This is a genomic window from Thermospira aquatica (assembly GCF_023525255.1).
Lineage (GTDB): Bacteria > Spirochaetota > Brevinematia > Brevinematales > Thermospiraceae > Thermospira > Thermospira aquatica.
Map to the genome: position 1 here is coordinate 2,237,952 of NZ_CP073355.1, position 26,744 is coordinate 2,264,695.

Below are 26,744 nucleotides of genomic sequence, written 5' to 3' on the forward strand. Positions count from 1 at the left end.
GAAAAATATGCGAGAAAGGTTCATTGTGGCTCTGGTCCTTATCCCCATCGGGGCTTTTTTTGTTTTCACAAGCTTCTGGAATAATTTTCTTTTTTTCCTTGCTTTTCTGGTTGTTTCTCTTTTCATTAACTATGAAGTAGCAAGTCTTTTGGAAAAAAGAGGCTTTCACTTCTACTTATGGACTAACTCCATTCTTGTTACTCTCAGCACGCTCTCTTACTACCTCTTTAGTCTCCAAATTTATGATCTTGGATACTTTTACGTCATTCAAATACTTCTCCTCTCTCTTTCTTTTTTAATCACCTTCTTTCTCGAATCGCTGCAAGGAAAGTTCGAAGATGCCCCTACCAACCTGGGAATGTCTCTTGCTATGTACATTTTGACTGGTATATTTTTCCCTTTTCTCATTCTCTTAAAAGCTCAGGATCGCACAGGCTGGCTCGTTTTTCTCCCTCTCTTTCTCACCTGGATAGGAGATGCCGGGGGCTACTTTGCAGGAAAACTCTTTGGGAACCATAAACTCTCTTTTCTTTCCAGTCCAAACAAAACCATCGAAGGCTATGCTGGTGTTCTCTTTGTGACCCTGGCGGCTACGATTGGATGTTTTGGTCTTCAAAGGTGGTTTCATACATCCACAAATCTGTCTCTGTTACAGTTTCTTTTGCTGGGTATAATGATAAGCATTGCAGGAAGTATTGGTGATCTGGCTGAATCAACAATCAAACGTTGGTCTAAAGCAAAAGATTCTGGCTCTTTGCTACCTGGACATGGTGGTTTTTTTGACAGGTTTGATTCAGTCCTCTTCTCCACTCCCGTGTTTTATATCATTCTGAAACTCATGGGATACTAAATAGTACGCTCTTTTAAAATATAATCCGGAAGCCGGTACTGCCTTTTTCAAAAAAGAGGAAAGATCCCTTTCGGCACCGAGGGCTTTCTCAATCTCAGAGAGAGAAAGTTGCCCCTTAGCCGCCTGAAGGGTGATACCTACCAGAGTACGAATCATACCCCGCAAAAATCCATTTCCCTTGATAAAGAAAAAAAGCCACTGCCCCTTTTCCACAGCTCGAAAGTAAAAAATCTTCCGGGTAAAATTTATCTTTGAGGCTTCTTTTCCATACCCATAACACAAAAAACGAAAATCATGTTCTCCCTCAATAAGTTTACAAACCTTTTTCACCATTTCATAATCCAGGGGATCACGATCCCAATACACATAAGAACAAAGAAACGGATACAAAAATGATCCCCTCCATACTATATAAACATACTCTCTGGCAAAAGCACTAAAACGAGCATGAAAATCTTCCTCCACCTCCATAGCTCGCAAGACTTTCACACTTTCAGGAAGTTTTGAATCAAGAAGCCTGGGCAAAACCTCTACAGGAAATTGCATGTTATCACAATGAAAGTGTAGCGTATAACAAAATGCGTGCGCACCCGCATCCGTTCGCCCACATCCCCAAACCCGAACATTCTCTCCCAGAATTTTTCCCAGCGCTTGTTCCACTGTCTCCTGAACAGAGGGTTGTTTTTTTTGTCTCTGCCACCCAGAGAACAGAGAACCATCATACGAAATATCAAGTCGCACATTCATAAAAAAAACTTAGCCTATGAATAAAAAATATCAAGAATCTTAAAAACCCGTTCATCAACAATCCGATAACAGATTTCTTTACCCTCTCTGAGAGGTTCTACAAGCCCAGCCATTCTCAACACACGCAAATGTTGCGATGCTGAGGACTGAGAGATACCAAGAGCCTGTTCTAATGTGGTTACATTACACTGAGACTGACGAATAATCTGAAGAATCAGTACTCGAGCTGGATGGCCAAGTGCCTTCAAAAGCATAGCTGCCTCTTCCGCATGCTCCGTCCATTGCTTCAAAATCTCCCTGGCCTGCTCAGGAGTAAACGATAATTTTTCCATAGATTACTCCACTTCCTGTAAAAAGCCTATGTTGTAAAGCTCCGACTTCTGTAGATCCGTTACTTCTGGCACACCTTTTTCACGTCCATAGATTCCGATCCCCACTACCTCATCTTTCTTGATAACAGGAGTAATAAAAAGTTCCTCAAGCCTTTCCAGTTCACCGTCTCCAAACCACTTCCTCAGATAAGAAGCCTTTTCAAGATTGTTCTGAATATCCAGAGACTTATGTTTACTGAGGATTTTCGTATAAATGGGATCTTTCGTGGAAAGCGTCAAAACAGACTGAAATCCATCATGAAGAATATTTTCAAAAACATCTCCCTTTTTCTCCAGAACACATACCTTTTTCATTCCCAGGGAGGAATGTGCTATATCACGGGCAGCATTAGCATAACTTGGCACATCATGGATTGTGCTCAAGCGTTTTGGAGGCTCACTCAACAGCTTTGCCAAACTCTCATGGACCTTTTCACCAAACATAACAACTTTTTCAGAGGACGAAGACTCTTCCGGTGGTGCCAGTGGTTCATTCTCCATCACTCTTTCTTGATCCTCTGGTATATTTGCCACTTCCTGCACATTTTCCTCCGCAATAGGTATGTTAGAGAGTTCGTCCATGTTTAAAGCTATCACCTCATCCTCTGCTAAAGAATTCTCTTCTTGTGGAGAAACCTCTTCCAAAAGGGTATCAGCAAGAGAGAGATCCTCCGTCATCTCTTCTAATACCGGCGCTTCCGCGACCTCAGGCAAATCAAGAGTCTCTAGCGACAACTGCTCTTCTGATTCTAAAGACGGCAATACAATTTCTTCCGAACCCTCTGCGGTTTCTGCATTCGACTCTTCAAGAGAAATCGTTTCCTGTACTAACTCAAGAGAAGGAGTTTCTTCAGGAACAATTTTCTCTAAAGGTTGCTCCATCAACACGGAAGTATCAGAACTTTGTGAGAGCTCCTCAATAGAAGCTGTTTCAAACGAAACTTCTGGCAACTCTTCCGGCGATTCTGGTGATTCTATTGAGAGACGTTGCGATTCTTCAGTCATGTTTTCACTTCCCACAAAGTCAGGCTCCAATATCAATGATTCTTGCACAGAAGGTTCGGCAGCACTCTCTTCTGCACTTAAAAACGATGGTTCGAGAGAAAACTCTTCAGGTTTTTCTTCAGAGGGTAAACTCACTTCCTCTTGCATCTCTGGAGACAACTCATCCATCAACCTATCCTGCTCGGAGAAAAACGTTGTGGCTTTATCTGGTTCAAAAGCAGCAGTGTCCATATCACTGAGAGATGGCGGTGTTTCTATCTCTAAAATCTCCGGCTCTGAAATTTCTGGCTCTTCCGATCCAAAAGACAAAGTCTCAGGGGTTTCAGAAAATTCTGCCATCGAAGAACCTTGCATCGAAGGCTCTTCAATCGAAGGCTCTTCAAAAGAAGGTGTTTCCTGCCATTCTTTCTCTTCAAAAGTAGGTGTCTCTACCATTGTTTCTTCTTTTGTTTCTTCTTTGTTCTGTTCTGAAGGTCTCTCAAAGACAAACGCCGAAGAACTCGTCAAATCCTCAATATGGTCTGACATCAACATCTCTTCGATACCCTTCTTAGCCTCTTCTGCAGTAACAGTCTCCCCTTCTTCAATATCCTCTACCAGTGTTTTTAAATCCTCACGAGGAGCATGTCGAAAAGTCAAAGGTTCTTTATAAATTTTCTCTTCCTGAAGAAGGCGATAAAAGGCATACAAAATCAAGAAAAGAAGAACAAAAGCAAACACAAGAATCCCTATTACCCATCCCGAGAGATAACGATCGTAACGAGCAAAATAGAGCAATTGAATACCATCCACCTCTTTCATACCCCCTATGGTCTTTTTCCCACGAGATAAAACAGAAGGATCCAAAGAAGCCTGTTCCACAATACGCGCCGCATCCTCTTTGCCTTTTGTTTGTCTAGCCACCACAATCGTTTTTCCCCATGGAATCATCAGCCCAAAATCAGGGTGAGCAAATCTTTTTGTATCATAATAAACCACAAGCTGAAAGGTCTTATCCTGACTTTGGAAGTTGTTCGCCACAAAAAACTCATTGGTACTCAGAAAACGAAGATAAGGTTGTTGGTAACTTTGTTGATAGTTTTGAAGCTGGGTAAGAATCGTTGGAACAAAACGATTCACTAATGCTTCTCCAGGTTGTGTGGAATAAATCACAATCCCATCGGGATCAAGAAGCTGTATTTTCTTTGCTTGTGAAAGTTTAGAAAGAATAGATTCGAACTGAGTGTTATACGATGTGATATCTTCTCCTGAATACAAAGCCACAATCAGATCGGTTACAAGCTTATCAGAAGCCAGACCTTTTACTTCTCTTGCTATTTCTTCTCTTCTATTAGTAAACCATGTGGCATAACTTTCTACCTTTTTTGTAACATATCTATCATAGTCTTTTCCGAAATTGCCTATTTGATTCTTCGCCATAAAAACAACAACAAATAAGAGTATCACTACCAGTACAAAGGACATAAAGAGAACAATTTTTTTTGCCTGCATGCCTACCTCTTCCTATCCGTGTTATTGTATATTTCGGCATGAGGTATCGTATTTCTTGAGTATTTTTGTTTTTTCTTAACAAATAAAAGAAAAGAAAAAAGATTTCATAGAAAAATATTTTTGAGATCCCTATTGAGATTGAGCAAAAAACACAAAACCCAAAAAAGCAAATCCAATTTCGTAGTTCATCCGGTTGTTTTCATTTTTTTGATTTTCTTTGCCTTTTATGCCATAATATATAAGCTTATTTTAGCCTAGGCAAAGGAGTCCCCATGAATAGAGAAATAGCTATCAAACGTTCTAACCTTTCACCCTCAGAACTGAAGCTTATCGAAGAGTATCTGGGTCGTTCCCCCACAGTGGAAGAAATTGGTATGTTTGGTGCCCTCTGGAGCGAACACTGTGGCTATAAAAATACGAAGCCTCTCATCAAAAAACTCCCAACGAAAGGAAAACATCTTCTCCAGGGTCCGGGGGAAAATGCAGGAGTCATACGAGTAGGAGACTACGCTGTTGCCTTTAAAATAGAAAGCCATAACCATCCTTCGGCTGTAGAGCCCTATCAGGGTGCAGCTACAGGGGTTGGTGGTATTCTTCGTGATGTATTTGCCATGGGAGCAAGGCCTGTGGCGGTTCTGGACAGTCTGCGCTTTGGAAAACCAGATTCTCCACGTACACGTTATCTCGTGAGCGGAGTGATTAAGGGCATAAGTGATTATGGAAATCGTGTGGGAATTCCTACCGTTGGCGGAGAGGTGGTTTTTGAAGACAGTTACGAAGGTAACCCCCTCGTCAATGTAATGTGTGTGGGTATCGCCAAACCAGAAAACATCATCAAAGCTATAGCCAGAGGTGAAGGAAATCTTCTCTTCTACTACGGCTCAAAAACTGGTCGTGATGGTTTAGGTGGTGCAACTTTCGCTTCTGCAGAACTCTCCAGCGAGGGTGAGGATCAGCGCCCCTCGGTACAGGTAGGCGATGCCTTTACTGAGAAACTTATCCTTGAAGCCACGCTGGAACTCATTGAAAAAAAGCTCATTGTGGGCATCCAGGATATGGGGGCTGCCGGGATCACAAGTTCAAGTGTGGAGATGGCTGCGAGAGGCAAGAGTGGGATAGAAATCTTCATCGATAAAGTTCCTGCCCGCGCTGCCAATATGACGGCTTATGAGTTTCTCCTCTCTGAAAGTCAGGAAAGGATGCTTGCCTGTATTGAACCAGAGAAACTCCCTGAGGTTGAGAAAATCATGCAGAAATGGGAACTCGATTACGCCGTTATCGGTAAAGTCACCAACACCGAACATGTTGTCGTTTACGAAAAAGACAAAATAGTAGCCGATATTCCTATACGGTATTTGGTGGATGATGTGCCGATGTATGTGAGAGAGGTCATTCCTCCCCAATATCTCGAAAAGGCTCATGAAATACCATCCTTTGAAATCCCCCGGGATTTCACTGCTGTACTCAAGAATCTCCTCAAAGATCCTTCCCTTGCCTCCAAACGATGGGTATATAAACGCTATGATCACATGGTACAAACCAACCTTCTGGCAGAACCCATGGAGGCTGGCGGTGCCCTCTTGAGAATCAAGGGAACCACAATAGGTCTGGCAATGAGTACAGATGGAAATGGTCGTTACACCTACCTTGACCCTTATAGAGGTGGCATGCAGGCGGTTGCTGAGGCAACACGAAACCTGAGTTGTATGGGGGCAGAACCCTATGGCATCACCAACTGCCTCAACTTTGGCAATCCTGAAAAATCTCCTGTGTACTATCAAATTGCCCGGGCAATGGAAGGCATGGCCAAAGCCTGTGAGACCCTCGAAGTCCCTGTAACAGGAGGAAATGCCTCTCTTTACAATGAGACTGATGGGGAGGCTATTTTACCAACACTCATTGTTGGTGCCGTAGGAGCTATCCCCGACTATAGGAAAGCTGTGTTTGCTCCATTTCAGCAAATAGGACATCAAATCTATCTGTTAGGACATCCGAGAGAGGGTATTGGAGGAAGCATGTTTTTGAAACACCTCACCGGAAAGATCGCCGGCGAATGCCCCTACCTCGATATCGAAGAGGAAAAAAGACTGCAACTCTGTATCCGCAAACTCATTGAAAAAGAGCTCATTGCCTCAGCTCAGGATGTTTCCGATGGAGGACTTGCATTTACACTGGCTGAGTGTGCTCTCCTGGGGAATGTTGGAATCTCTATTCAGGTAGAAACAGAGATTTCTCCCGAATCTTTTCTCTTTGGAGAGGCTCAATCCCGTATTGTTTTCTCTGCCGCTCCAGAAAAAAGCCAGGACATCAAAAAAGTATGTCAGGAATACAATCTGCCCCTGCTTCTGTTAGGAGAAACTACACTAGAGAGAAATATCATGATACGCTACACCACGAAAGAGATATCTCTCTCTGTAGAGGAAGCAAGAAACCTTTATATGACAGAATACCTGTGATAGAGAGAAAACAGGAGGGTTATTATGGGGTTTATTGGGCTGTATTTTCTCGTACTTTTGGGGGTATTTTTTCTTTTCCTCTGGGCAAATCTTACCAACTACAAGCTTGCTGCAGCAAGAGTATTAGGGAGTATTGCCTTTTTGCTTCTTCTTTGGGTCTTTTCCAAACTCATGCTAGTCTCGGGAATAGGATGGGAAAGCACACGTTTCTGGATGTGGTTTATGACATCACTCACATGGATACTCCCGGCCGCTTTTCTTCATTTTGTAATCGAACTGAAACGTGCTACTCCCGGTAAAATCTACTACCATTTCGGAGTCATTACTTCCTATCTCGTGCCAATAGTAAGCATCACGATTTTTTCTTTTCTTTCTTCATTTTCACCTACAAAATACATCTTTATTGGTCAATGGGTGTGGGATGGTCTTGTGAGCCCTCAATTACTTTCTATGCAAATGGGACTTACTCTTCTCTATTTTATCGCCTCGATAGGAGTTTTACTGGCAGGTCGTTATTCTTTCATGGATATTCTTATGATCACAGTTGCTTTTGTAGCATTCTTCTTGAGAACTATGCTTTTAAGTTTTAATATTGCTGTGTATTGGAGAGGATGGCTTGTGTACCAACCTCTTCTGGCTCTTGTTTCGTATTTTTTCTTTTGGCTTGTGTACCGAAAACACTTCTGGTTAGAGGAAAGTCTCTCCTTTCCTGTTCTTAATCAACTCCTCAAAAATTTTTCTCTCCCAATTTTGATTGTCAAAAAAAATCATACTCTATGGTATCTCAATACCCCCATGCAAAAACTGATGGGTGGTAAAATCCCTCTGTCTCTCCAGGAATGTGTAGAAAAAATAGAAAACGCTGAAGAGTTTCTTGCGCTCTTTGATAAACTCTCTCCCTCACAACCCACAAAATACCAGGTAGTACGTATAAGAACCGAGGATAAAGCGTACACCTTTTATGCTCACCTCGAAGTCATTCTTCTCCGGAAAAATATCATAGCAGGGTATGTGGTGACTTTTACCCCCCTTGAATCAGAAATGGTAAGCCATCTGGCTGAAAAGCAGGTACGTCTTCACAACAAGCTTCTTGCACTTCAAACGGTTTATCACGATACCATCCACTCCTTAGATACTCCTATCATTCTTACAAATACAGAATGGAATATAACTGAAATCAACGCCTCGGCTCAAAAGCTTCTGGGAATCAGTGAAGAGATTTCTTCCGTGATCGGCAAGCCGCTTCCCATCCCCCAGGTAGTAAAAGATCAGATGCATAACAACAAGGAAGAGAAATTTATTTTTGATATTCATTTCACCGATAAAGCATGGCAAAATCTTCGTACTCAGCGAAAAGATACAAGTATTTTGCAATTTTCCATCAAAAAACTTACCGATGCCTATCTTATCGTCTTAGAAGACAAGGAAAAAGCATCTCAAGAAGAACATTACCAACATTTTGAGAACCGATTTTATCGGTCCCTTCATCAGCTCACGATTACTATTCTTGAGAATCCTTCTCCCCCTCCCTGGGAACACATCCTCACTACTTTTCGAGAAATCTTCCCCATCCCTGGGTGTATCGTTTCTATATCGGAAGTAAAGCACAACGAACTCGTTACCATCAAAAGCTTGCAAGGTGTAGACACCTCCTTTCTTGAAAAAGTGGAAAACCTGCTCGGAAGACAGATCTTTTCTCTTCCCCTGCGTATTCCACCCCATTTCTCCATGGAAAAAAGCATCATGAAATCCGGAAAGATCAATCACATCACCGGGGGGTTGCAAGAACTCTTTTTCTACACCTTAAATCCAATAGTAGCCATGATCCTGGAACACATGATTCAACCGGGAGATACCTATTCACTCGGGATCAGTACAGGAGAAGAGATCCATGCCCTGCTCGTGGTCATTATCAAAAAAGGATACACCTTTTCTGATCTTGAATGGTTAGAAACGTTTGGTGAAAAGATAGGTCATATCCTTTACCTGAGAAAAAAACTTCTTACCTGTTTAGAGAAACAGCCATCAGATAATCAGGCTTCTTCAAACGTCTGAAGGGAGAGAAAAAGATCATAATCTCTCTGGGAGAAAAAAACAAGAATGATTTTCTCAAACGAGGCAGCCCACTCCCGAACTACACTACAAACAAGAGGTACCGAACGTTCAAAGGGAAATCCATACACTCCTGTTGATATGGCAGGAAAAGCGATACTTTTGCACCCCAACTCGTACGCAAGTTTGAGAGACTCTCGATACGCTGAAACAAGAAGCTCATCCTCTCCCTGTTTCCCTCCTCGCCAGATTGGTCCAACCGTGTGAATAACATAACGTGCTGGAAGCCTCCCTGCGGTGGTTGCAACAGCTTTCCCTGGAGGAAGTCCCTCAGGCCAGATTGTACGACGTATCTCTTCACAAGCCTCCAGAATCGCAGGCCCACCCGCTCGATGAATAGCCCCATCAACGCCTCCTCCACCCATAAGGGTAGAATTTGCCGCGTTGACAATGGCATCTGCCTGAACACGGGTGATGTCACCTTGTAGCACAAGAACACGATCAGAAAGAAAACTCGTCAATCTTAACTCCCCAACCCTATTCTCACAATCAAAAAAATCAGAAAAACAAAAGAAGTAATCGTAGCAAAAAGCCCAAAAAAGAAAAATTTATTTTTCGTCATCAAAATTTCAGAAATACCAACAACCGATTGGATAATCTGTTCTGCAAAATCCTCTGGTTTTTCAAGCTGAGAGAGCACTTTCAAGTATGATTCCACACGCTCTTTATGATTTTTCCCTAATCTCAAGATATCCCCTGCCCAAAAGATCCCATTTCCCTTCTCGTTAATCTTATTTTGAGGACGCAGGATTTTATAACAAAAGAAACTGGAAATAATAAGGAAGAAAGCACTCATAAATAGAAAAGCATAAATGAAAAGTGTCGGCTTCACGCTGGAAAAAAGCAACACCACCTCTCGCCCCAGCATAATAGCAATAACACCATCCCAGGAGAGGAGTACAGAAACCTTCACATCAAACTGCTGAATCTGCCTCGTAATAGCATCATAAACATGGCTTACAAACTCGTAACGAAGGTTGCTTTGCATACTCCCTCCTGGGGGTGATGTTCATTATTCTATGTCAAGACTTACACGACAATTTTTGACACTTGTAGGATCCACGCCAGACAAAGGTTTAGAAGAACCAGCTGCACGAATGACAAATTTACTTCTCTCTAGCTTGGAGTTACGAAGAATATACTCAAGCACAGCTTCAGCCCTCGCCTGAGAAAGGGCTTTATTGCCCCGTTTCCCATCCTGAGGTTCCTCTGGCCCGACTGCATTCGCATGTCCTTCAATCACCACTTTTCTGCCCGTTGGAAGAGCATTAATCGCCTGAGACAATGCAGGAATAAGTACCTGCTTCATAAAAGAATCCACATCATATCCCATCACCTGATATTTGGGATCCTTCAAAGGGAGTTCAGCAGAATTGTAGGCAAAAGGAATATCAGCTATTCTTTTCTTGAACTCTTCTCGCACTTTTTTGTAAGCCTGCTCTTCCGCACTCCCTGCTGCTGTCTGAACCTGTTGTTTCAGGGCATCGGTATTGATATTTACCTGGGCAAAAACCAAAACTGACAATACCATACTCACTATCATACCAAAGATTTTGCGCATATATACCTCCTTATTTTTGGGCTCTTTCATATTAATGAAGAAGACTTTCAATATGAGAAAGTTTTCCCTCAACAAAAAGCACTAGCACCTCGTCTATATTGACTTTATCGGTAACATAAACATCCTTCCCTGCTTGTGTGAGATCCTCATAGAGGTTTCTACCCATCCCGTGAGAGATAACAACCTTAACATCTTTGAGAGCTTCGAGAATACCCGCATGACTCCGTCCATGAGCGGCACCATGGCTGTGCCCATGATCCCCTTGATGAAGTCCACGAGCATGTCCTGTAAATGTATTGGGAATATAATCCCTCTGTTTTACCTCTTTCTCTTCTATCTCACAAACAACAAAACCTTTTGCTCGTCCAAAGTGCGAAGCAACTTTCTTCCCATCGTCTGAAGCAATGGCAACTTTCATAAAATTCCTCCATAATATTTTTTATTAAAATAACAATAAAAAAATCCATCGTCAAAAGTTATTCCTTTTTTCGAAGCGGAGAAACATACTCATCAACCAGAGGAATCTCAATGCGCGCAATCGTCACTCCATGTTTGGAACCAATCCGAAACAGGGAAGGATCCAGCCCCATCCCGCGAAGAAGAAGAACCACAAGAGCTATACCAAGTCCCGCCCCTTCTGTCGTGTCCATTTGTTCAGCATAATATTGAGCGAGATCAGTATACTCCATAGCTAGTTTCAACTTCATTCTTACTCTATATTCCTCTATGGCAATAATTTCAGAATTATTCATTACCTCAAAAACTATTGCATTCTTGTGCCAATTGACACGAAATTCTACCCACAGATCGTGTTCTTTGAGAATTTTTTCGTATTTTTCGTATTCCTGTTTTTCAAGCATCTCTTTAAACTCAATCAGGCCATTCACATACTCACCCATGTTATTGATGTCAAGATGATTTTCAAGGAAAAACACTCGTTTGAGATTTGCCTTGGTCGCGTTCACCACCAATTCTTTCACACAAGAGTAAATCGGATCAATAAAATCCTCTTTGCCAACGTCGAGGAAAATCTCCGAGATAAACTCTCGAATATTTTCATTAACCTCTTCATTATGATAATAAAAACGAACATGAAACTTCGTCTGATTCTTGAACTGGCTAAACCACCCCATATTTGGCCCCTTTTTATCAAAGTATATGTATATTATACAGATTTTAAAAAAAAAGTCTATAGTTTTCTTTAAAAAAATACAAAAATGCTTTTATTCAAGATTTGTACAATCAGCTGATACAAAATCCCTCTCTTCTCGATAACCTCACAAAATGAAAACCCCTATCAGGAAGGTACCCCCGTTGCGTCAAATAAAAAAGTACTCGAAATTCGAATCATTGCCTCATAAAAAAAAGTACTCAAAAATTCCATACAGTTTCCTCCAAATTTTTGTTTTTTACATTCTTTTTCTTTTGAAGGCTGTAAAGTTTTCTCTGGCAAGCTGTAATTTTTTGTCTTAGGTGAAACAAATCGAGAGCCTTATAAAGCCTTGTTAGGCGTTCCTTTTGTGCCTCACTTACATAAGAGCTTTCTAAAAGCCGCTGGTAGGGAGTTTTAATATCATCATGCTTCTTTTGCACCTTGCTTCCGATTCTCTTTTTCTCTGTCATTTTCATAACCGGTTGAAAAAAGTTGGCATAAAGCCTGAGATACGCATAGAGTCGGTTCAAGTAGTAGACTTCTTCCTCGGTATCGTAGCGAAAGTACCCAACATTCTGGCGGACTATGGAATAGTTTTTCTGCTCAACGTAGCAGTTATCATTGGAACGGGAGCTTCGCCCCCTTGTAAATTTTATCTGGTGCTTCTCACACCAATCACGCAGAGGATGATTAATAAATTCAGCACCGGTATCAGAATCAATTCCCCGTAACTCAAAAGGAAGTCTTCTTTGGACTTTTTCTATGGCTTCTCTTACCCATTTTGAAGCCTTGTTTTTGATTGCCACAAGCTCTGTCCAACCGCTCCAAACATCCACCATATTTAATGTTTGAGCAAAATCTCCCCGGCTATTTCCTCCCTCATGGGCAACCAGATCAATCTCCATAAAACCAGGGCAATTTTCATCCCACTCTGCCCACGTGCGTATAGCTATTTGTTGCTTTAACAACGTTCCAGGCTTTGTACCTTTTCGTCCTTTTATCTCAAGCTTTTTACGCTCATGTTTCAAAAGTCGGTCAATACTTGAAGCACTTATATGTCGCAAGTTTTCTATAGCCTGTGGAGAACCGTGGAGATGTCCGTTTGCTAAGAGATTATCTAAAACTTCATTTAAAATTGGCTTTAAACGTTTGCCACACATGTAGTTTTCAATTTCCCAGACCTTTTTTAGAAGTTTTAGTTCCTCTTCGCCGAATTTTTTCTTTCTGCCAGGTCTTTTGCCCTTCTTGGCTATGTCGGCTTTAAGGTAATTTTTTTTGCCTACATAGATGGTTTTTCCGTGCTGCCTCAAGAGCCTGGCGGCATAGTTTCGGTTTTTTAAACCTGTTATCCTCACAAAATAATCCAGTATCTCCATTTTTTCCTTTTTGCTGGCTTTTTGATACTCTTTCGCCGTTTCCCTGTAAATAGGTCTCCTTTCAAACATCGCTAACTCCACCTTTTACCTCCAGTTCTTTGAACTGGATTATTTTACACAAATTTAAAGTACTTTTTTATTTTGAAGCAACGTTCCCTTTTCGAGTACTTTTATTATGAAGCAATTCGGGTACTTGACAAATAAAAATGTTTCCTTAAAATATAAAGAAGGGAAAAAAGAAGGAGAACCTTATGAGACAGGGGACATTTTCCCGTAAAACACGGGAAACCCACCTCGATCTTTCGCTCGACCTCGATGGGAATGGTGTCTATGAAATTAATACTGGAGTAGGATTTTTCAATCATATGCTTGAAACCATTTCTCGACACAGTCTTATCAATATCTCTCTTAGTGGAAGTGGAGATATTCACGTAGACTATCATCACCTCGTTGAGGATACAGGCATTCTCCTCGGTCATGCTCTTATACAACTGTTAGGGGACAAAAGAGGACTCAAGAGATTCGGCTGGGCTATACTCCCTCTCGATGAAGCTCTTGTCGAAGTGAGTATAGACATCAGTGGAAGACCTTTCTATGTCTCCAATCTTTCAAACTATAAAGGTTTGATTGGCAATTTTGACATGGAGTTGGGCGATGTGTTTTTCCAGGGATTTGCTTCGATGGGATACACCCTTCACATCCTTGTTCAAAGAGGTGAAAACCGTCACCACATCCTGGAAGCATCCTGCAAAGCTTTTGCTCATGCTTTACGACAAGCTATTCAAATTGATCAAGACCATCCTTCCCTTCTCCCTACAACCAAAGACTATTTTGGGGCTTGAGAAAAGCTATGATTGCTATTGTTGACTATAACATGGGAAATATCGCAAGTGTATACAATGCTTTTGTACGTATAGGTGTTGCCTCTGAAAAGCTCAAGGTCATAAGAACTGCTCAAGAAATTGAACAGGCCTCAGCACTCGTTTTACCCGGCGTGGGTGCATTTAATGATGCGATGATGCATCTTCGAGAACAAAATCTCGTCCATGCCATCCAGAGGCATGTCCAACAACAGAAACCTCTTTTAGGAATTTGTCTCGGGTATCAACTTCTCTTTGAAGAGGGTGAAGAAGGAAACAAGACAGAGGGACTTGGCCTGGTGCAAGGAAACGTGGTTCGTTTTTCTATCGATCTTCCCATACCGCATATAGGCTGGAGCACAACTATTCTCAGACAAAACAAAGAGATATTTGACTCTTTGCCTCAAAATGTGTATTTTTATTATGATCATGCCTATTATCCTGAAGTGAAGGAGAGTGACGTGATTGCCTGTGAGACAGAGTACGGGATCCGTTATGTTTCGGGAATCCAGAAAGGTTTAACGTTTGGCTTTCAGTTCCATCCTGAAAAAAGTCATACTTTTGGTCTGCGCCTTCTTTCCAATTTTGTCTCTATTTTATCAGAGAGAGGATTCATATGATTATCATTCCAGCTATTGATATCAAAAACAAAAAATGCGTCCGTCTCGTGCAGGGAAACCCCGAGTTTGAAACAGTCTACTCCGACGATCCCATATTCCAGGCACAGTTCTGGGAAAGAGAAGGAGCAAAAAGACTGCATATCGTTGACCTTGACGGTGCTTTTAATGGGAAGCCTCAAAATATTGATTTGATTGAGCGAATTGTCCAGGAAGTGCATATCGAAATCGATGTGGGAGGCGGTATTCGAGACAATCGTGTGATTCGTGCTCTCCGAAGTCGGGGTGTTCACAAGGTGGTTATTGGTACTGCTGTCATGGATAACCGGAAGTTTGTTCGCAACCTCTGTAAAAGTGATCCTGAAGGAGTAGTTATAGCCATTGATGCCTCAGATGGCTTCGTCGTCAAAAATGGATGGAAAGAGATTACATCAACCCGTGCCGTTGATCTCCTCAAAGAGATAGAGGATTTTGGTGTTTCGGAGGTTATTTATACCGATATCAGTCGAGATGGCACTCTCGAGGGACCTAACTATGATGCCATTGAAACAATGCTCACGGTATCAGATATCCCTATCATCGTTTCAGGAGGTATCTCCTCTCTCGAAGATCTCAAACGATTAAAAGAGTATGAATCAATGGGTCTAAAAGGCGTCATCGTCGGTAAAGCCCTCTATGAAGGAAAGTTTACCCTTCCAGAGGCCCTTCAATACGTATGATCAAGCGGCGAAAAACACGTCAGATATACGTTGGACATGTAGCTGTCGGAGGAGATGCACCTATTTCCATTCAGTCAATGACAAGTGTTCCCACGGTCGATGTACAGGCTGTTCTTACCCAGATACGTCGTCTCGAAGAGGTGGGATGTGATATTGTCCGATTGGGTGTTCCTGACCGGGAAAGTGCTCAAGCTATCGGTGAGATTAAAAAATATTCAAAACTCCCCCTGGTTGCAGACATCCATTTTGATTACCGCCTCGCTCTTATCGCCATTGAACAAGGTGTTGACGGTCTAAGACTCAACCCTGGAAACATCCGTAACCGTGAACATGTAGAGGCTGTTGTTCGTGCCTGTAAAGAGCGCAAGATCCCTATTCGCATTGGTGTAAACAGCGGTTCCATTGATCGAAGCCGCTATGCTCACCCCACGGCAGAAGCTCTGGTGGATTCTGCTCTTACCCATATCAAAATTCTCGAGGATCTCGATTTTTTTGACATCAAGGTTTCTCTCAAATCTTCTGATGTCCCCACCATGGTAGAAGCGTATAGATTATTCTCTACTCAAAGAGACTATCCCCTGCATCTCGGTGTTACGGAAGCTGGTCCTTTAAGTCAGGCACTCATCAAAAGTGGCATCGGAATAGGAAGTCTCCTCCTCGATGGTATAGGAGATACTCTGAGGGTATCCATTACAGGCGATAATCTCGAAGACGAAGTAGAAGCAGCCCGTATCATTCTTCGAAGCCTCAACCTGCGCAAGGAAGGAATAGAAATCATCTCATGTCCAACCTGCGCCAGAAAAGAGTTTGATGTTGCGAGAACTGTTGAGCTTTTCCAGCAGAAAACCAGACACATACGCCACTACCTCCGAGTGGCCATCATGGGATGTGTCGTAAATGGTCCCGGAGAAGCCCTCGAATCCGACATCGGCATAGCGATAGGCAAATCCTCTGCCATTATCATAGAAAATGGTGAAAAAACTTCTCTGAAAATTCCCCACCCTACTCCTGAAGCTATTTCAGACGTCCTGGTAAAGGAAGTAACAAAGCGTATTGAAAATCAAAACTTGACATAACTATCCTATCGCGCTATACTTTTGCTATCGAAAGAACTAAAAAGGAGACAAGTATGCGAGGAATAAATTTTTTATTTCTCCTTTTCCTCCCGGGATGGATGGCATTTGCTCAAACAGCCCAATATCAGATTGTGAGAAATTTTTCTTCCCGTTTTGTGGATCCGAGAACGATCATTATATATCTTCCTGCTGGCTATTCCAAATCAACCAACAAATATCCCGTTCTTTACATGCATGATGGACAAAACCTCTTTGAAAGTCAGAAAACAGGACTCAAAGGAGCCGGTAGTCCTGTAAAATGGAATGTAGATGAAGCTCTTGAAACACTCATAAGTAAAAAATTAGCCAATCCGTGTATTATTGTAGGTATTTTCAACACAGCAAAAAGGATAGAAGAATACTCTCCCCCAACCAATTCTTCCTGGAGAGGCCTGTTGGGCAACTATTCCAGATTTATTGTGGAAGAATTGAAACCTTGGATAGATAGCAATTATCGTACTGATCCCTCTCCAAGAACAACAGGGGTGATGGGTTCCTCCATGGGAGGATTGGCTTCGTTTTATCTTCAGATGTGGTATCCAGAGGTTTTTGGGTTTGCGGGAGTAGTCTCCCCTTCTTTCTGGTGGGGAAATGAGCAAGTTCTCTCCCATATGAATGAAGGAAACTGGAAAAATGTTCAGTTGATGTATATTGATGCTGGATGGAGAGAGTCAGACGAAATGATCGTACCGGCAAGACACGTCTATACAAAACTTTCCTCAAAACTGGGTGATCGCCTGTGGTATTATGAAGACAGAAACGGCACCCATTCTGAAGGCTCCTGGCAAAACCGTGTTTTTATCCCTCTTCTTCTCTTTACTGGCAAGGAAAAACCCACGTTTTCTTCCTGGACCCCCATCATAGACCCACCAGTCATTGGTATAAATGACAGAAGTGCTGTTACCATCGAGGTAAGCTACGAAAATGGTTTAAAACGTACCTTTTTCCCTTCACTCTCGTCAAAGGATATGAGTATTTCGAAAGAATATATCCTGGGCAAAGCTGCCGGTCCAGCAACCTTAACGATTTCTACACCGTGGGGAACAACGTCCACAAATCTGACCATCCTTGCCAGAAGCAGAGATGATATCATCATCCATTTTAAGTCCTCAAAAGCTTTAACGATGGAGGTTTTTCTCTACGTAAGCAACAATATCCAGACACAAACCAACTGGCAGATTTCTTTTCTCAAAACTAACGAAATCTCCCTCATCGAAAAACGAGGAACGCGCTACCATTTTCGTGTTTTGGACGAAACGGGAAAACCCCTCGAAAGAAATGGAAAACCCATGGAACTCTCGGTAACCTTTACGCGTGACAGGGACTACGTACTTGACTTCTGATCAAGAAAGCGCAGAAAAGCTTTTTCAACCTCTTCTGCCACAGCAAGTTTTCCATCAACGGTGGTGGTTGCTACTACCCTGCCCTGAGCAATGAGTTTTTCATCGGGAAGTCGGTAGATATCTTGATAAAAAATATACTTGAGTTTTCCTTCTTTTTCAAAGGCAAGCCGGCAGACAAACTCATCACCACTACGTAAGGGATATTTATACGCTATCTCAATCCTGGCAACAAAAGCATCTATACCCTTGTAATGAAGATCTGCAAAATCAAGCCCTAGAGATTTCATAAATTCATGACGGGTGTGTTCCATATAATTCTGATAGACCGCATTGTTCACCACCCCCTGCAAATCACATTCGTAATCTCTTACCTTAAACACCAGTTCGTAAATATAATTCATGACAGTCTCCTTTTTTCTCTACTTTTCTGTGTGGCGAGGTATATTGCCGCCTATAGCCTTCAACTGTTTATAGTAAATTTCACGAATCTCTTTCAAGATACGCTTATAGTCGTCACTTGCATAATCCGGATACGTCCATGGCCAGCTTTGCCAATTTTTCTTATGGTAGTGAAGGGTCACCTCGGCATAAATCCCCCTGGCAAGGTAAATTCTATGCATCTGATCCTTCGTGGTCGCTAAAATAAACTTTCCCAACTGCATATACCCGGGATCTAAATTTACCAACCTTTTCCCCTCAACAGCCAATTCTTCTTCTATGTTGTTGGTTTGTAGCTTAATCTCAACAATTTCTTCAGGTTGAATCAATTTTTCAAAAGAGAGGAAAACACGAAAGATAGGAACCCCCATTTCCTCATCATAATAATGGGTAAACGAAAATTCAAAAGGAGGACTTTCATAATCCAGAACACCATAAAGTGAACATACTCTTTCCCTGGCAAGAAGGTACCTCTTCTCATCAGAAAAGAGTACCCCTATCACAAGTTTCACCGGTTCATGTTCAAAAGGCTTACCCACAACATCCTCACAACAAAATACGTAAACCAGCCAAAACCTGAATACCCCCTTCCGGGAGAGAAGGTCTCTGGAAGTGGTTTTGATTAAGAATATTGTCTACAGCAAACTCAAGATAAAAATCCCTCCCAAGCTTTTGAGAAAGCTCAAGATCAAGAATCACGGCATCCGGAAGCGTTGCCCCATTTGCCAATTGAACATGCGGATAATACCTGCTACGAAGGGTTGCGGTTAAGCCAATCTCCTGAAGTTTCCATTCAAGAAAAGAAGAGAAAAGCACACTTTCAATCTCATAGATGTCTTGTGAAAAAGCCAGAGTATAGGTGAGAGTATTCTTCCACAAAAGCCCTTTGAAAAGCGTCCAATCAAGAGATCCCTGGATAGCCAAGAGAGAAACGTTTGTTTTTTCCTCATAGGTAAACATATCCCTTTCAGGAAGATAAACAGGGTTAGCATACACTTGATATAAATGATAAAAAGCATTTCCCTTTATGGAAAAGTTTTCTGCAGGCAGATACTGGATACCAATTTGAGGGGACCATCGATCGCGGCGAACTGTCGAAACAAAAAAGTACTGATTTTCCTCAAGAAGTCTCTCGCCAAGAAACCTCTGCCGTTCTCCCTCGAGACCAAGCGTAAAAACCAACATCTGCGTATAGCGATATCTCATCATGACAAGAGGATACCAGAAAAATGGATCACGTGAAGAAAAGTAGAGTCTCGTTCCCACGTCAAGAGAAAGGCTAGACAAAATATTGAGCCTATCAAGAAAACCAAAATTTCCCTCATGAAAAAGGGTATCCTGAAAAACATAAAAATACGCTCCATCGATCTTGAGAAAATTATCCTTAGCCCAGCTCACCTCATAAGAAAAAGAAGGAGAAAAATGATAAAAAAGCTGATTGGTATATTCATTTGCAAGTAATTTATGTTGACGTTCCAGATAATTTCCCTCAACACCTATCTGAAAAAGGCTATACGTATCGGCGATAAAGGCAACACCTATCTTTGCCGGGAAATATCTCACCTGCTCTGAAAGCGCCCCCCTATTAGTATAAAGCCCCAACTCCCGCGTATAATACCCCACCTCTGTCTGGACTTCCCACTGAGACGATGGAGTAAAGATCAAATCCACATTAATATCATCCAGTTTAAATTCTGTATTATAGAGACGGCTATTAGACAGTGCCAAACTTCCACGAGAATTTCTCAAGTAGGAGACAAGATAGTTTAATTTATCCACACGTTTTCCCACAGTAATATCAGAAAAAAGATTTTCGCTTGTACCATAAAATAAACGGAAACTCGAAAGAGAAAAAGAAGGAGTTTTCCTCTCATTGGTAAGTTCTACTTTATAATATTCACTTTTTCGTAGACGAGAAAGTTCCGAGAGATCTACCCTCCCAAAATCTATTTCCTGTCCACTTAACTCAAGGTTGGTTTGATCCTGCAAAGGTATAGAACTATCTCCCTCTAGCACAATCTTGACATCAGGTAAAACAATAGTTGAAGAAATATTTTCCTGACCCCAAACAAAAACCCCTATCCAACAAAAACACGCTAAAATCCAGAAAAACTTTTTCATAAAACCTCCCCAATGTTCACCTTGCCATATATTATAAGGATAAAGACCAAAACTGTCAATCCAACGAATTGCTTCATAATAAAAGTACTCGAAAAGGGAACGCTATTGCAAAATAAAAAAGTACTCCAAATCTGTGTATAAAATAATCCAGTTCATGGCTCGACAAGCTCGCCAACCGTGGCTCGACAGGCTCGCCAACCGGAATTGGGGTGGCGATGTTTGAAAGGAGACCTATTTACAGGGAAACGGCGAAATGATATGCTGAGCTTGTCGAAGCAGAGTATCAAAAAGCCAGCAAAAAGGAGAAAAAGGAGATACTGGATTATTTTGTGAGGATAACAGCCTAAAAATCGAAACTATGCCGCCAGGCTCTTTGAGGCAGCACGGAAAACCATCTATGTAGGCAAGAAAAATTACCTTAAAGCCGACATAGCCAAGAAGGGCAAAAGACCTGGCAGAAAGAAAAATTCGGCGAAGAGGAACTAAAACTTCTAAAAAGGTCTGGGAAATTGAAAACTACATGTGTGGCGCGCTTAAGCCGATTCTCAATGAAGTTTTAGATAATCTCTTAGCAAACGGGCATCTCCACGGTTCTCCACAGGCTATAGAAAACTTGCGCCATATAAGTGCCTCAAGTATTGACCGACTTTTGAAACATGAGCGTAAAAAGCTTGAGATAAAAGGACGAAAAGGTACAAAGCCTGGAACGTTGTTAAAGCAACAAATAGCTATACGCACGTGGGCAGAGTGGGATGAAAATTGCCCTGGTTTTATGGAGATTGATCTGGTTGCCCATGAGGGAGGAAATAGCCGGGGAGATTTTGCTCAAACATTAAATATGGTGGATGTTTGGAGCGGTTGGACAGAGCTTGTGGCAATCAAAAACAAGGCTTCAAAATGGGTAAGAGCCATAGAAAAGTCAAAGGAAGACTTCCTTTTGATTTACGGGGAATTGATTCTGATACCGGTGCTGAATTTATTAATCATCCTCTGCGTGATTGGTGTGAGAAGCACCAGATAAAATTTACAAGGGGTAGAAGCTCCCGTTCCAATGATAACTGCTACGTTGAGCAGAAAAACTATTCCATAGTCCGCCAGAATGTTGGATACTTCCGCTACGATACCGAGGAAGAAGTCTACTACTTGAACCGACTCTATGCGTATCTCAGGCTTTATGCCAACTTTTTTCAACCGGTTATGAAAATGACAGAGAAAAAGAGAATCGGAAGCAAGGTGCAAAAGAAGCATGATGATATTAAAACTCCCTACCAGCGGCTTTTAGAAAGCTCTTATGTAAGTGAGGCACAAAAGGAACGCCTAACAAGGCTTTATAAGGCTCTCGATTTGTTTCACCTAAGACAAAAAATTACGGCTTGCCAGAGAAAACTTTTCAGCCTTCAAAAGAAAAAGAATGTAAAAAACAAAAATTTGGAGGAAACTGTATGGAATTTTTGAGTACTTTTTTTTATGAGGCAATGATTCGAATTTCGAGTACTTTTTTATTTGACGCAACGGGTCCAAAATTTTTTAAAAAAATCATAACAAAACAACATTGTCCATACATAAATAGTTTTTACACCAGAAAGATCCTCTCTTGCTCGAGATCGCTGCAGAATAGACTTTTCCCGGCATACCACTTTGGTGGTTAAAAATACCCCAAAGTGAAAAAAAAATCCACTGAAGTGGTATTGTAAAAATACTCCTCCTCTCCGTAAAATGTATTTGATAAGTAAAAAAAACATACGACCTCTGAAAGGAGAAAAGGTCCCCCACCGCCTTTTCTCCTTGTCTTAAAACCACATTGCCCCTCGGTCCGATGGAGTTTTTTAGCTCCGTCGGGCTTTTTTTGTGGAAAATTTTTTTGTTACCCTTTATAATAACATGACAACAAAACCAAGGAGAATATTGTGAATCGAGCTCTTTTCAGCCTTTACCACAAAGAGGGATGTGAAAGTTTTGCCCGTTTTCTTGTTGACCGTGGTTATGAAATCCTCTCGACAGGAGGAACCTACAAATACCTCCAGGAACGCGGTATTCCTGTAAGCGAGGTTTCTCAGGTTACCGGTTTTCCAGAAGTCTTTGATGGACGGGTAAAAACCCTTCATCCTATGATTCACGGTGGTATTCTCTTTCGAAGAGAGAACTCTTCTCATCAGCAACAACTCACTTCTCATAAAATTGTACCTATTGACTTTGTGGTGGTCAATCTTTATCCTTTTAAGGAAACGATCCAGAAACCCAATGTTACTCTCGAGGAAATCATCGAACAGATTGACATTGGAGGAGTAGCCCTCATTCGTGCTGCCGCCAAAAATTACCACGATGTTTGTATCATCGTGGATAATAACGATATCCCCTTGATTCAAGAGGAAATAGAAAAAAATGGTTCTGTCTCACTGGAGACAAGAACTCGCCTGGCTACCAAAGCTTTTTCTCATACCGCTTACTACGATAGCATGATATCCACCTATTTTCAGCGTATGACAGAGATGACTTTCCCCATGGAGATGGGACTTCCACTAAAAAAAATCTCGAGTTTGCGTTATGGAGAAAATCCCCACCAACAGGCTGCTCTTTACCGAAGTTTTGTTGACGCCAATATCTCTACCATCAACGCAGAAATCCTCTGGGGAAAAGAGATGTCCTATAACAATTATCTCGACGCTGATGGTTGTTTAGATATCCTGCGAGAGTTTGCAAACGATAAACCTTTTGCGGTTATTATCAAACACACCAACCCCTGTGGAGCGGCGTATGGTCAAACACTCCAGGAAGCCTTTAAAAGGGCAAAAGCAAGTGATCCTGTTTCTGCCTTTGGCGGTATTATTGGCGTCAATCAAACTATGGATAAGTCAACTGCTACATCTATCATAGAAGACTTTTTTGAAATCGTCATTGCCCCGGAATATGATCCAGAAGCCCTTGATATTCTTAAAACAAAGAAAAATCTTCGTATCCTCAAGCTCAAGGGTTCAGAATGGATGAAAAAAGGTCTCAACTACCGTCGTATAGAAGGTGGCATGCTTGTTCAAGAATGGGACCAGGTAGGTATGTCACAGGAAACATGGAAGGTAGTCACCCGGACATCGCCTACTGACGAGCAGAACGAAGACTTAAAGTTTGCCTGGAAGATAGCCAAGCATGTCAAATCCAATGCCATCGTATATGTCAAGGCAGGCCAGGTTATCGGCGTTGGTGCCGGACAGATGTCCCGGGTAGATTCTGCCCGTATTGCCCTCGAAAAAACCACCAACGTAGGGTTACATATTCAAGGAGCCGTCATGGCCTCTGACGCCTTCTTCCCTTTCCGTGACACTGTCGATACAGCAGCCAAAGATGGTATCGTTGCTATTGTCCAACCAGGCGGATCCATGCGCGATCAAGAATCTATTGACGCAGCCAATGAGCATGGTATTGCCATGGTGTTTACAGGCATACGACACTTTAAGCACTAAAAATGCAAGAAGGAGATAAAAAAAAGGACTGTATGACAGAAAAAGAAAAAAAACTCTTCTCCTCCATCTTCCAAAAGGGTAGTAAAACCTACTTCAACTCAAGCCTTTTTTTCCCGAAAACGATGAGAGAGCAGGTTTTCAGGCTTTATGCTTTTGTCCGGGTTGCAGACAACTATGTGGATGCCATTCCTCAACAAAAAGAAGCCTTTTATCAGTTTAAACATGCCTATCTCGCTGCCCGTCAAGGCACACCTTCCCAGGACCCAGTTATTGACTCTTTTGTAAGGCTAAGCCAGGAACTTGGGTTTCCCGATGAGTGGGCAGATGCGTTTCTCGCCGCCATGGAAGAAGATCTCTCGAAACACATCTACCACACCCTGGATGAAACGTGTGAATATATGTACGGTTCAGCTGAAGTGATCGGTTTTTTCATGTCCCGTATCATGATGCTTCCAGAAGAAGCCTACCCCTACGCTGCCCTCCTCGGCAGAGCCATGCAATACATCAACTTCATCCGTGATATCGCCGAGGACCTCTCTTTTGGAAGAATCTATCTCCCTCTTGATGAGAGTCCTTTCCCTGACTTAAAAGAAGAAACATGTCGCAAGAATCCTTCCGCTTTTGAGCAGTATATCAGGCGCCAAATTTTTCGCTACCTCGAATGGCAAAACGAGGCTCAAAAAGGCTATCAATTTATCCCTAAAAAGATGCTTATCCCCATCAAAACAGCAGCAGACATGTATGCCTGGACAGCTCGAAAGATTTTCCGAAACCCATGGATTGTTTACAAAAGAAAAGTCAAACCACCAAAATGGCGAATCCTTGTACAGGTTTTGTGGAATACCCTCTCCCTTTAAGACAAAAAACGCGAGGTGCGTATGAAATTTCTCGAAATTTACCGAAAAGATATTCAAGAGGCACTCTCTCAATTTTTTGATGAACAGGTTCCCCATCTCTTTCCTATCAATCGTTGGGGAAAAGATGTTGTCGAAAGACTTAAAGAGTTTTCTCTTTCCGGAAAACTGATACGAGGTGCTCTGATCCTTTTCGCTGAAGAAATGTTTGCCGGGAAATATACCGCCAACGCCATCAAAGCCGCCGTAAGCATGGAGCTTTTTCAAAGCGGACTTCTCATCCACGACGACATTATGGATCAGGATACCAAACGCCGAGGAAAAACAACCATTTTCTACCAATACGCAGAACTCGCCAAAAACATCAGCGAAAACGAACAAACCGCTTATCATTTTGGGGAATCGATGGGCATCTGTGTGGGTGATATAGCATTCTTTCTGGGATTTGAAAATCTCTCAAGCCTGGAGGTTTCTCCCTCAACTCATAATAAAATCTATAATACCTTCGCAAGGGAGATGTCTTTTGTAGGTCTCGGTCAGATGCAGGATATTTTTTTCTCACTCACGGATGAAGGTCTCAGTGAAAACACTATCCTCTCCATATATCTCTACAAAACATCACGTTATACCTTTTCTCTTCCTCTCATGATTGGAGCCCTGTTGGGAGGCGCAAAAAAACATGCTATAGCTTGCCTTGAAACCATCGGTGAGAACATTGGTATTATTTTCCAGATAAAAGACGATGAACTGGGAATCTTTGGGGATGAAAAAATCGTCGGAAAACCTATAGGCTCAGATATCCAGGAAAACAAAAAGACTCTCTATTTCTGGTATCTTCAACGCTACTCCAATGACGAAGAGAAACAGAAACTTTCCAATATTTTTGGAAAATCCACTATAACAGCAAAAGATGTAGCATTCGTTCATGATCTGATCAAGAAATACGATATACAAAACACCATTTATCAAAAGCAAACCGGTCTCGCTCAGCTCGTAAAAGATGAAATTCTTTCCCTCCCCGTAGCGGAAAACTACCACAAAGCCCTTCTTGAACTTTTAGATTACAACCTCTCAAGAAATTTCTAAAAGTTACGAAAAAAAGGTTTTTAAAAACCCAAACCTCTCCAAAAACATCCTTCCCTCAGAGAAAAGGATGAAAAAGCCCATAAAAAAACCCCCTCTCTTGGAGGGGGTTTTTTATATTCACAAACCCTAGTCCTTCAATGAACCGACCGTCAAATTCCCTACAATTTGCTTTGAAAGCATTGTAAAGATAATCACCACCGGAATCGTAGTAATAAGGGCTACAGCCGAATACTGTCCCCACTTGGTATTGTGTTCGCCACGAAAGAGCATAAGTCCAAGGGGAAGGGTATAAAACTTCTCACTCATAATAATCACACGTGCCACAATATACTCTGACCAGAAACCCAGGAAAGTGAAAATAGCACTCACTGCAATAGCCGGTTGTACGAGAGGCATGATCACACGGAAAAAGGTCGTCATCACACTCGCTCCATCAATATACGCAGATTCCTCAAGAGAACGAGGTATCGTGTCAAAGAAACCTTTCACCAGCCATGTCGTAAAAGGGATAGATGTTGCAACATAAGGCACCGTGAGAGCCATAAGATGATTCATAAGCCCAAGTTTTCCCATCAAAATATAGAGAGGAAGCAAAATCATGGGCGCCGGAAACATTTGCGTCACAAGAAGCAAAATCATCAGTGGCCATCGCATGGGAAAACGGTAACGGGAAAGCCCATACCCTGCAAGCAAAGCACAAATCACCGCGATCACTGTAGACACCAGAGAAACTACGAGCGAATTAAACATCCACAAAAGAATAGGTTTTGTTCTAAAAGCCTGCACATAATTATCAAAAGTAGCGCCCTCCGGGAGGAAACTAAACGGATCAGGCATGATTTTATCTCCAGGAGTAATGGAAGAAACAAAGATATACCAGATAGGATACGCCGCCACAATCGACATAATAATAAGACTCAAATAAACATAAATCAGTGTCCCTACAGAATCTTTTCTATCAAAAAAGAAAGAACGATCTATAAGCTTTTTGCCTTTTGTTTTCACGTTTGCCAT

General features: G+C 41.9%; 25 protein-coding genes and 1 pseudogene. 13 read left to right on the top strand and 13 right to left on the bottom strand.

Annotation, left to right across the window (positions count from 1 at the left end; translation table 11 throughout):
- Positions 1-7 precede the first annotated feature (7 nt).
- On the top strand, positions 8-850 hold the full coding sequence (locus KDW03_RS10880; RefSeq protein ID WP_271435098.1) for a phosphatidate cytidylyltransferase: 843 nt from the start codon (positions 8-10) through the stop codon (positions 848-850).
- On the opposite strand, the gene truA is transcribed toward KDW03_RS10880, so the two are convergent.
- Genes truA through KDW03_RS10895 form a run of 3 tightly spaced genes read right to left on the bottom strand, consistent with a single transcriptional unit; the run spans position 794 to position 4,464 of the window.
- On the bottom strand, positions 794-1,597 hold the full coding sequence (gene truA / locus KDW03_RS10885; protein ID WP_271435099.1) for a tRNA pseudouridine(38-40) synthase TruA: 804 nt from the start codon (positions 1,595-1,597) through the stop codon (positions 794-796). The two genes, KDW03_RS10880 and truA, sit on opposite strands and share 57 nt — an antisense overlap.
- A 14-nt stretch (positions 1,598-1,611) precedes the next feature.
- On the bottom strand, positions 1,612-1,929 hold the full coding sequence (locus tag KDW03_RS10890; protein WP_271435100.1) for an ArsR/SmtB family transcription factor: 318 nt from the start codon (positions 1,927-1,929) through the stop codon (positions 1,612-1,614).
- Positions 1,930-1,932: 3 nt separating this feature from the next.
- Complete coding sequence (locus tag KDW03_RS10895; protein ID WP_271435101.1) at positions 1,933-4,464, bottom strand: hypothetical protein; 2,532 nt, start codon at positions 4,462-4,464, stop codon at positions 1,933-1,935.
- 272 nt (positions 4,465-4,736) lie between these two features.
- On the opposite strand from KDW03_RS10895, the gene purL reads away from it, so the two are divergent.
- Together purL and KDW03_RS10905 are read left to right on the top strand one after the other, a co-directional pair.
- Positions 4,737-6,920, top strand: a complete 2,184-nt coding sequence (purL, locus tag KDW03_RS10900) for a phosphoribosylformylglycinamidine synthase subunit PurL (RefSeq protein ID WP_271435102.1) — start codon at positions 4,737-4,739, stop codon at positions 6,918-6,920.
- A gap of 24 nt (positions 6,921-6,944) precedes the next feature.
- Positions 6,945-8,975, top strand: a complete 2,031-nt coding sequence (locus KDW03_RS10905; RefSeq protein WP_271435103.1) for a PAS domain-containing protein — start codon at positions 6,945-6,947, stop codon at positions 8,973-8,975.
- Here KDW03_RS10905 and KDW03_RS10910 read toward each other — a convergent pair.
- From KDW03_RS10910 to KDW03_RS10935, 6 genes are all read right to left on the bottom strand, one after another.
- On the bottom strand, positions 8,954-9,493 hold the full coding sequence (locus KDW03_RS10910) for an O-acetyl-ADP-ribose deacetylase (protein ID WP_271435104.1): 540 nt from the start codon (positions 9,491-9,493) through the stop codon (positions 8,954-8,956). The two genes, KDW03_RS10905 and KDW03_RS10910, sit on opposite strands and share 22 nt — an antisense overlap.
- A 2-nt stretch (positions 9,494-9,495) precedes the next feature.
- Positions 9,496-10,020: a hypothetical protein gene (locus KDW03_RS10915; protein ID WP_271435105.1), complete on the bottom strand. Its 525-nt coding sequence runs from the start codon at positions 10,018-10,020 to the stop codon at positions 9,496-9,498.
- Between the two features lie 24 nt (positions 10,021-10,044).
- Complete coding sequence (locus tag KDW03_RS10920) at positions 10,045-10,593, bottom strand: OmpA family protein (protein ID WP_271435106.1); 549 nt, start codon at positions 10,591-10,593, stop codon at positions 10,045-10,047.
- Between the two features lie 31 nt (positions 10,594-10,624).
- The gene (locus tag KDW03_RS10925; protein ID WP_271435107.1) at positions 10,625-11,011 is read right to left on the bottom strand and encodes a NifB/NifX family molybdenum-iron cluster-binding protein; all 387 of its coding nucleotides are present in this window, start codon (positions 11,009-11,011) and stop codon (positions 10,625-10,627) included.
- A gap of 58 nt (positions 11,012-11,069) precedes the next feature.
- The gene (locus KDW03_RS10930) at positions 11,070-11,726 is read right to left on the bottom strand and encodes a hypothetical protein (RefSeq protein WP_271435108.1); all 657 of its coding nucleotides are present in this window, start codon (positions 11,724-11,726) and stop codon (positions 11,070-11,072) included.
- Between the two features lie 238 nt (positions 11,727-11,964).
- Entirely contained in the window at positions 11,965-13,191 is a 1,227-nt protein-coding gene (locus tag KDW03_RS10935) for an integrase catalytic domain-containing protein (RefSeq protein WP_271435109.1), read from the bottom strand.
- 182 nt (positions 13,192-13,373) lie between these two features.
- Between KDW03_RS10935 and hisB the strand changes: the two genes are divergently transcribed.
- From hisB to KDW03_RS10960, 6 genes are all read left to right on the top strand, one after another.
- Positions 13,374-13,964 carry an imidazoleglycerol-phosphate dehydratase HisB gene (gene hisB / locus KDW03_RS10940; protein WP_271435110.1) on the top strand — a complete coding sequence of 197 codons (591 nt, stop codon included), beginning with the start codon at positions 13,374-13,376 and terminating at the stop codon, positions 13,962-13,964.
- An 8-nt stretch (positions 13,965-13,972) separates the two neighbouring features.
- Entirely contained in the window at positions 13,973-14,602 is a 630-nt protein-coding gene (gene hisH, locus KDW03_RS10945) for an imidazole glycerol phosphate synthase subunit HisH (RefSeq protein ID WP_271435111.1), read from the top strand.
- Positions 14,599-15,318, top strand: a complete 720-nt coding sequence (hisA, locus tag KDW03_RS10950; protein ID WP_271435112.1) for a 1-(5-phosphoribosyl)-5-[(5-phosphoribosylamino)methylideneamino]imidazole-4-carboxamide isomerase — start codon at positions 14,599-14,601, stop codon at positions 15,316-15,318. The genes hisH and hisA overlap by 4 nt, the downstream gene beginning before the upstream one ends.
- Positions 15,315-16,394, top strand: a complete 1,080-nt coding sequence (gene ispG, locus KDW03_RS10955; RefSeq protein WP_271435113.1) for a flavodoxin-dependent (E)-4-hydroxy-3-methylbut-2-enyl-diphosphate synthase — start codon at positions 15,315-15,317, stop codon at positions 16,392-16,394. Before hisA ends, ispG begins: the two co-directional genes overlap by 4 nt.
- Before the next feature lie 94 nt (positions 16,395-16,488).
- Positions 16,489-16,632 carry a hypothetical protein gene (locus KDW03_RS12455; protein ID WP_408648312.1) on the top strand — a complete coding sequence of 48 codons (144 nt, stop codon included), beginning with the start codon at positions 16,489-16,491 and terminating at the stop codon, positions 16,630-16,632.
- A complete protein-coding gene (locus KDW03_RS10960; RefSeq protein ID WP_408648377.1) occupies positions 16,571-17,776 on the top strand; it encodes an alpha/beta hydrolase in 1,206 nt (401 codons plus the stop codon). Before KDW03_RS12455 ends, KDW03_RS10960 begins: the two co-directional genes overlap by 62 nt.
- Here the strand turns inward: KDW03_RS10960 and KDW03_RS10965 are convergent.
- From KDW03_RS10965 to KDW03_RS10975, 3 genes are read right to left on the bottom strand one after another with little or no spacing between them, the layout of a single operon-like run.
- The gene (locus KDW03_RS10965; protein WP_271435115.1) at positions 17,758-18,177 is read right to left on the bottom strand and encodes an acyl-CoA thioesterase; all 420 of its coding nucleotides are present in this window, start codon (positions 18,175-18,177) and stop codon (positions 17,758-17,760) included. The two genes, KDW03_RS10960 and KDW03_RS10965, sit on opposite strands and share 19 nt — an antisense overlap.
- An 18-nt stretch (positions 18,178-18,195) precedes the next feature.
- Entirely contained in the window at positions 18,196-18,753 is a 558-nt protein-coding gene (locus KDW03_RS10970; RefSeq protein ID WP_271435116.1) for a DUF4416 family protein, read from the bottom strand.
- A 7-nt stretch (positions 18,754-18,760) separates the two neighbouring features.
- Positions 18,761-20,335, bottom strand: a complete 1,575-nt coding sequence (locus KDW03_RS10975; RefSeq protein ID WP_271435117.1) for a TonB-dependent receptor — start codon at positions 20,333-20,335, stop codon at positions 18,761-18,763.
- 281 nt (positions 20,336-20,616) lie between these two features.
- On the opposite strand from KDW03_RS10975, the pseudogene KDW03_RS12460 reads away from it, so the two are divergent.
- The 4 genes and pseudogenes from KDW03_RS12460 to KDW03_RS10995 all read left to right on the top strand — a co-directional run.
- Positions 20,617-21,790, top strand: a pseudogene (locus tag KDW03_RS12460) (integrase catalytic domain-containing protein); the annotation flags it as partial.
- A 449-nt stretch (positions 21,791-22,239) separates the two neighbouring features.
- A complete protein-coding gene (gene purH / locus KDW03_RS10985) occupies positions 22,240-23,790 on the top strand; it encodes a bifunctional phosphoribosylaminoimidazolecarboxamide formyltransferase/IMP cyclohydrolase (RefSeq protein WP_408648378.1) in 1,551 nt (516 codons plus the stop codon).
- A gap of 32 nt (positions 23,791-23,822) precedes the next feature.
- Positions 23,823-24,647: a phytoene/squalene synthase family protein gene (locus KDW03_RS10990; protein WP_271435120.1), complete on the top strand. Its 825-nt coding sequence runs from the start codon at positions 23,823-23,825 to the stop codon at positions 24,645-24,647.
- Between the two features lie 21 nt (positions 24,648-24,668).
- On the top strand, positions 24,669-25,730 hold the full coding sequence (locus KDW03_RS10995) for a polyprenyl synthetase family protein (protein WP_271435121.1): 1,062 nt from the start codon (positions 24,669-24,671) through the stop codon (positions 25,728-25,730).
- Between the two features lie 126 nt (positions 25,731-25,856).
- Here the strand turns inward: KDW03_RS10995 and KDW03_RS11000 are convergent, their stop codons facing one another.
- Positions 25,857-26,744 (bottom strand): sugar ABC transporter permease, encoded by an 888-nt coding sequence (locus KDW03_RS11000; RefSeq protein ID WP_271435122.1) that lies wholly within the window; start codon positions 26,742-26,744, stop codon positions 25,857-25,859.

Excerpts from the sequence above, each read along its gene's own strand:
- purL (WP_271435102.1), top strand. The coding sequence starts at position 4,737 with ATGAATAGAGAAATAGCTATCAAACGTTCTAACCTTTCACCCTCAGAA.
- KDW03_RS12455 (WP_408648312.1), top strand. The coding sequence starts at position 16,489 with ATGGATGGCATTTGCTCAAACAGCCCAATATCAGATTGTGAGAAATTT.
- KDW03_RS10930 (WP_271435108.1), bottom strand. The coding sequence starts at position 11,726 with ATGGGGTGGTTTAGCCAGTTCAAGAATCAGACGAAGTTTCATGTTCGT.
- KDW03_RS10880 (WP_271435098.1), top strand. The coding sequence starts at position 8 with ATGCGAGAAAGGTTCATTGTGGCTCTGGTCCTTATCCCCATCGGGGCT.
- hisH (WP_271435111.1), top strand. The coding sequence starts at position 13,973 with ATGATTGCTATTGTTGACTATAACATGGGAAATATCGCAAGTGTATAC.
- hisB (WP_271435110.1), top strand. The coding sequence starts at position 13,374 with ATGAGACAGGGGACATTTTCCCGTAAAACACGGGAAACCCACCTCGAT.
- KDW03_RS10965 (WP_271435115.1), bottom strand. The coding sequence starts at position 18,177 with ATGAATTATATTTACGAACTGGTGTTTAAGGTAAGAGATTACGAATGT.
- truA (WP_271435099.1), bottom strand. The coding sequence starts at position 1,597 with ATGAATGTGCGACTTGATATTTCGTATGATGGTTCTCTGTTCTCTGGG.
- KDW03_RS10925 (WP_271435107.1), bottom strand. The coding sequence starts at position 11,011 with ATGAAAGTTGCCATTGCTTCAGACGATGGGAAGAAAGTTGCTTCGCAC.
- KDW03_RS10915 (WP_271435105.1), bottom strand. The coding sequence starts at position 10,020 with ATGCAAAGCAACCTTCGTTACGAGTTTGTAAGCCATGTTTATGATGCT.
- KDW03_RS10990 (WP_271435120.1), top strand. The coding sequence starts at position 23,823 with ATGACAGAAAAAGAAAAAAAACTCTTCTCCTCCATCTTCCAAAAGGGT.
- KDW03_RS10935 (WP_271435109.1), bottom strand. The coding sequence starts at position 13,191 with ATGTTTGAAAGGAGACCTATTTACAGGGAAACGGCGAAAGAGTATCAA.
- KDW03_RS10890 (WP_271435100.1), bottom strand. The coding sequence starts at position 1,929 with ATGGAAAAATTATCGTTTACTCCTGAGCAGGCCAGGGAGATTTTGAAG.
- ispG (WP_271435113.1), top strand. The coding sequence starts at position 15,315 with ATGATCAAGCGGCGAAAAACACGTCAGATATACGTTGGACATGTAGCT.
- KDW03_RS10995 (WP_271435121.1), top strand. The coding sequence starts at position 24,669 with ATGAAATTTCTCGAAATTTACCGAAAAGATATTCAAGAGGCACTCTCT.
- KDW03_RS10975 (WP_271435117.1), bottom strand. The coding sequence starts at position 20,335 with ATGAAAAAGTTTTTCTGGATTTTAGCGTGTTTTTGTTGGATAGGGGTT.
- KDW03_RS10895 (WP_271435101.1), bottom strand. The coding sequence starts at position 4,464 with ATGCAGGCAAAAAAAATTGTTCTCTTTATGTCCTTTGTACTGGTAGTG.
- hisA (WP_271435112.1), top strand. The coding sequence starts at position 14,599 with ATGATTATCATTCCAGCTATTGATATCAAAAACAAAAAATGCGTCCGT.
- KDW03_RS10920 (WP_271435106.1), bottom strand. The coding sequence starts at position 10,593 with ATGCGCAAAATCTTTGGTATGATAGTGAGTATGGTATTGTCAGTTTTG.
- KDW03_RS10905 (WP_271435103.1), top strand. The coding sequence starts at position 6,945 with ATGGGGTTTATTGGGCTGTATTTTCTCGTACTTTTGGGGGTATTTTTT.
- KDW03_RS11000 (WP_271435122.1), bottom strand. The coding sequence starts at position 26,744 with ATGGCAAACGTGAAAACAAAAGGCAAAAAGCTTATAGATCGTTCTTTC.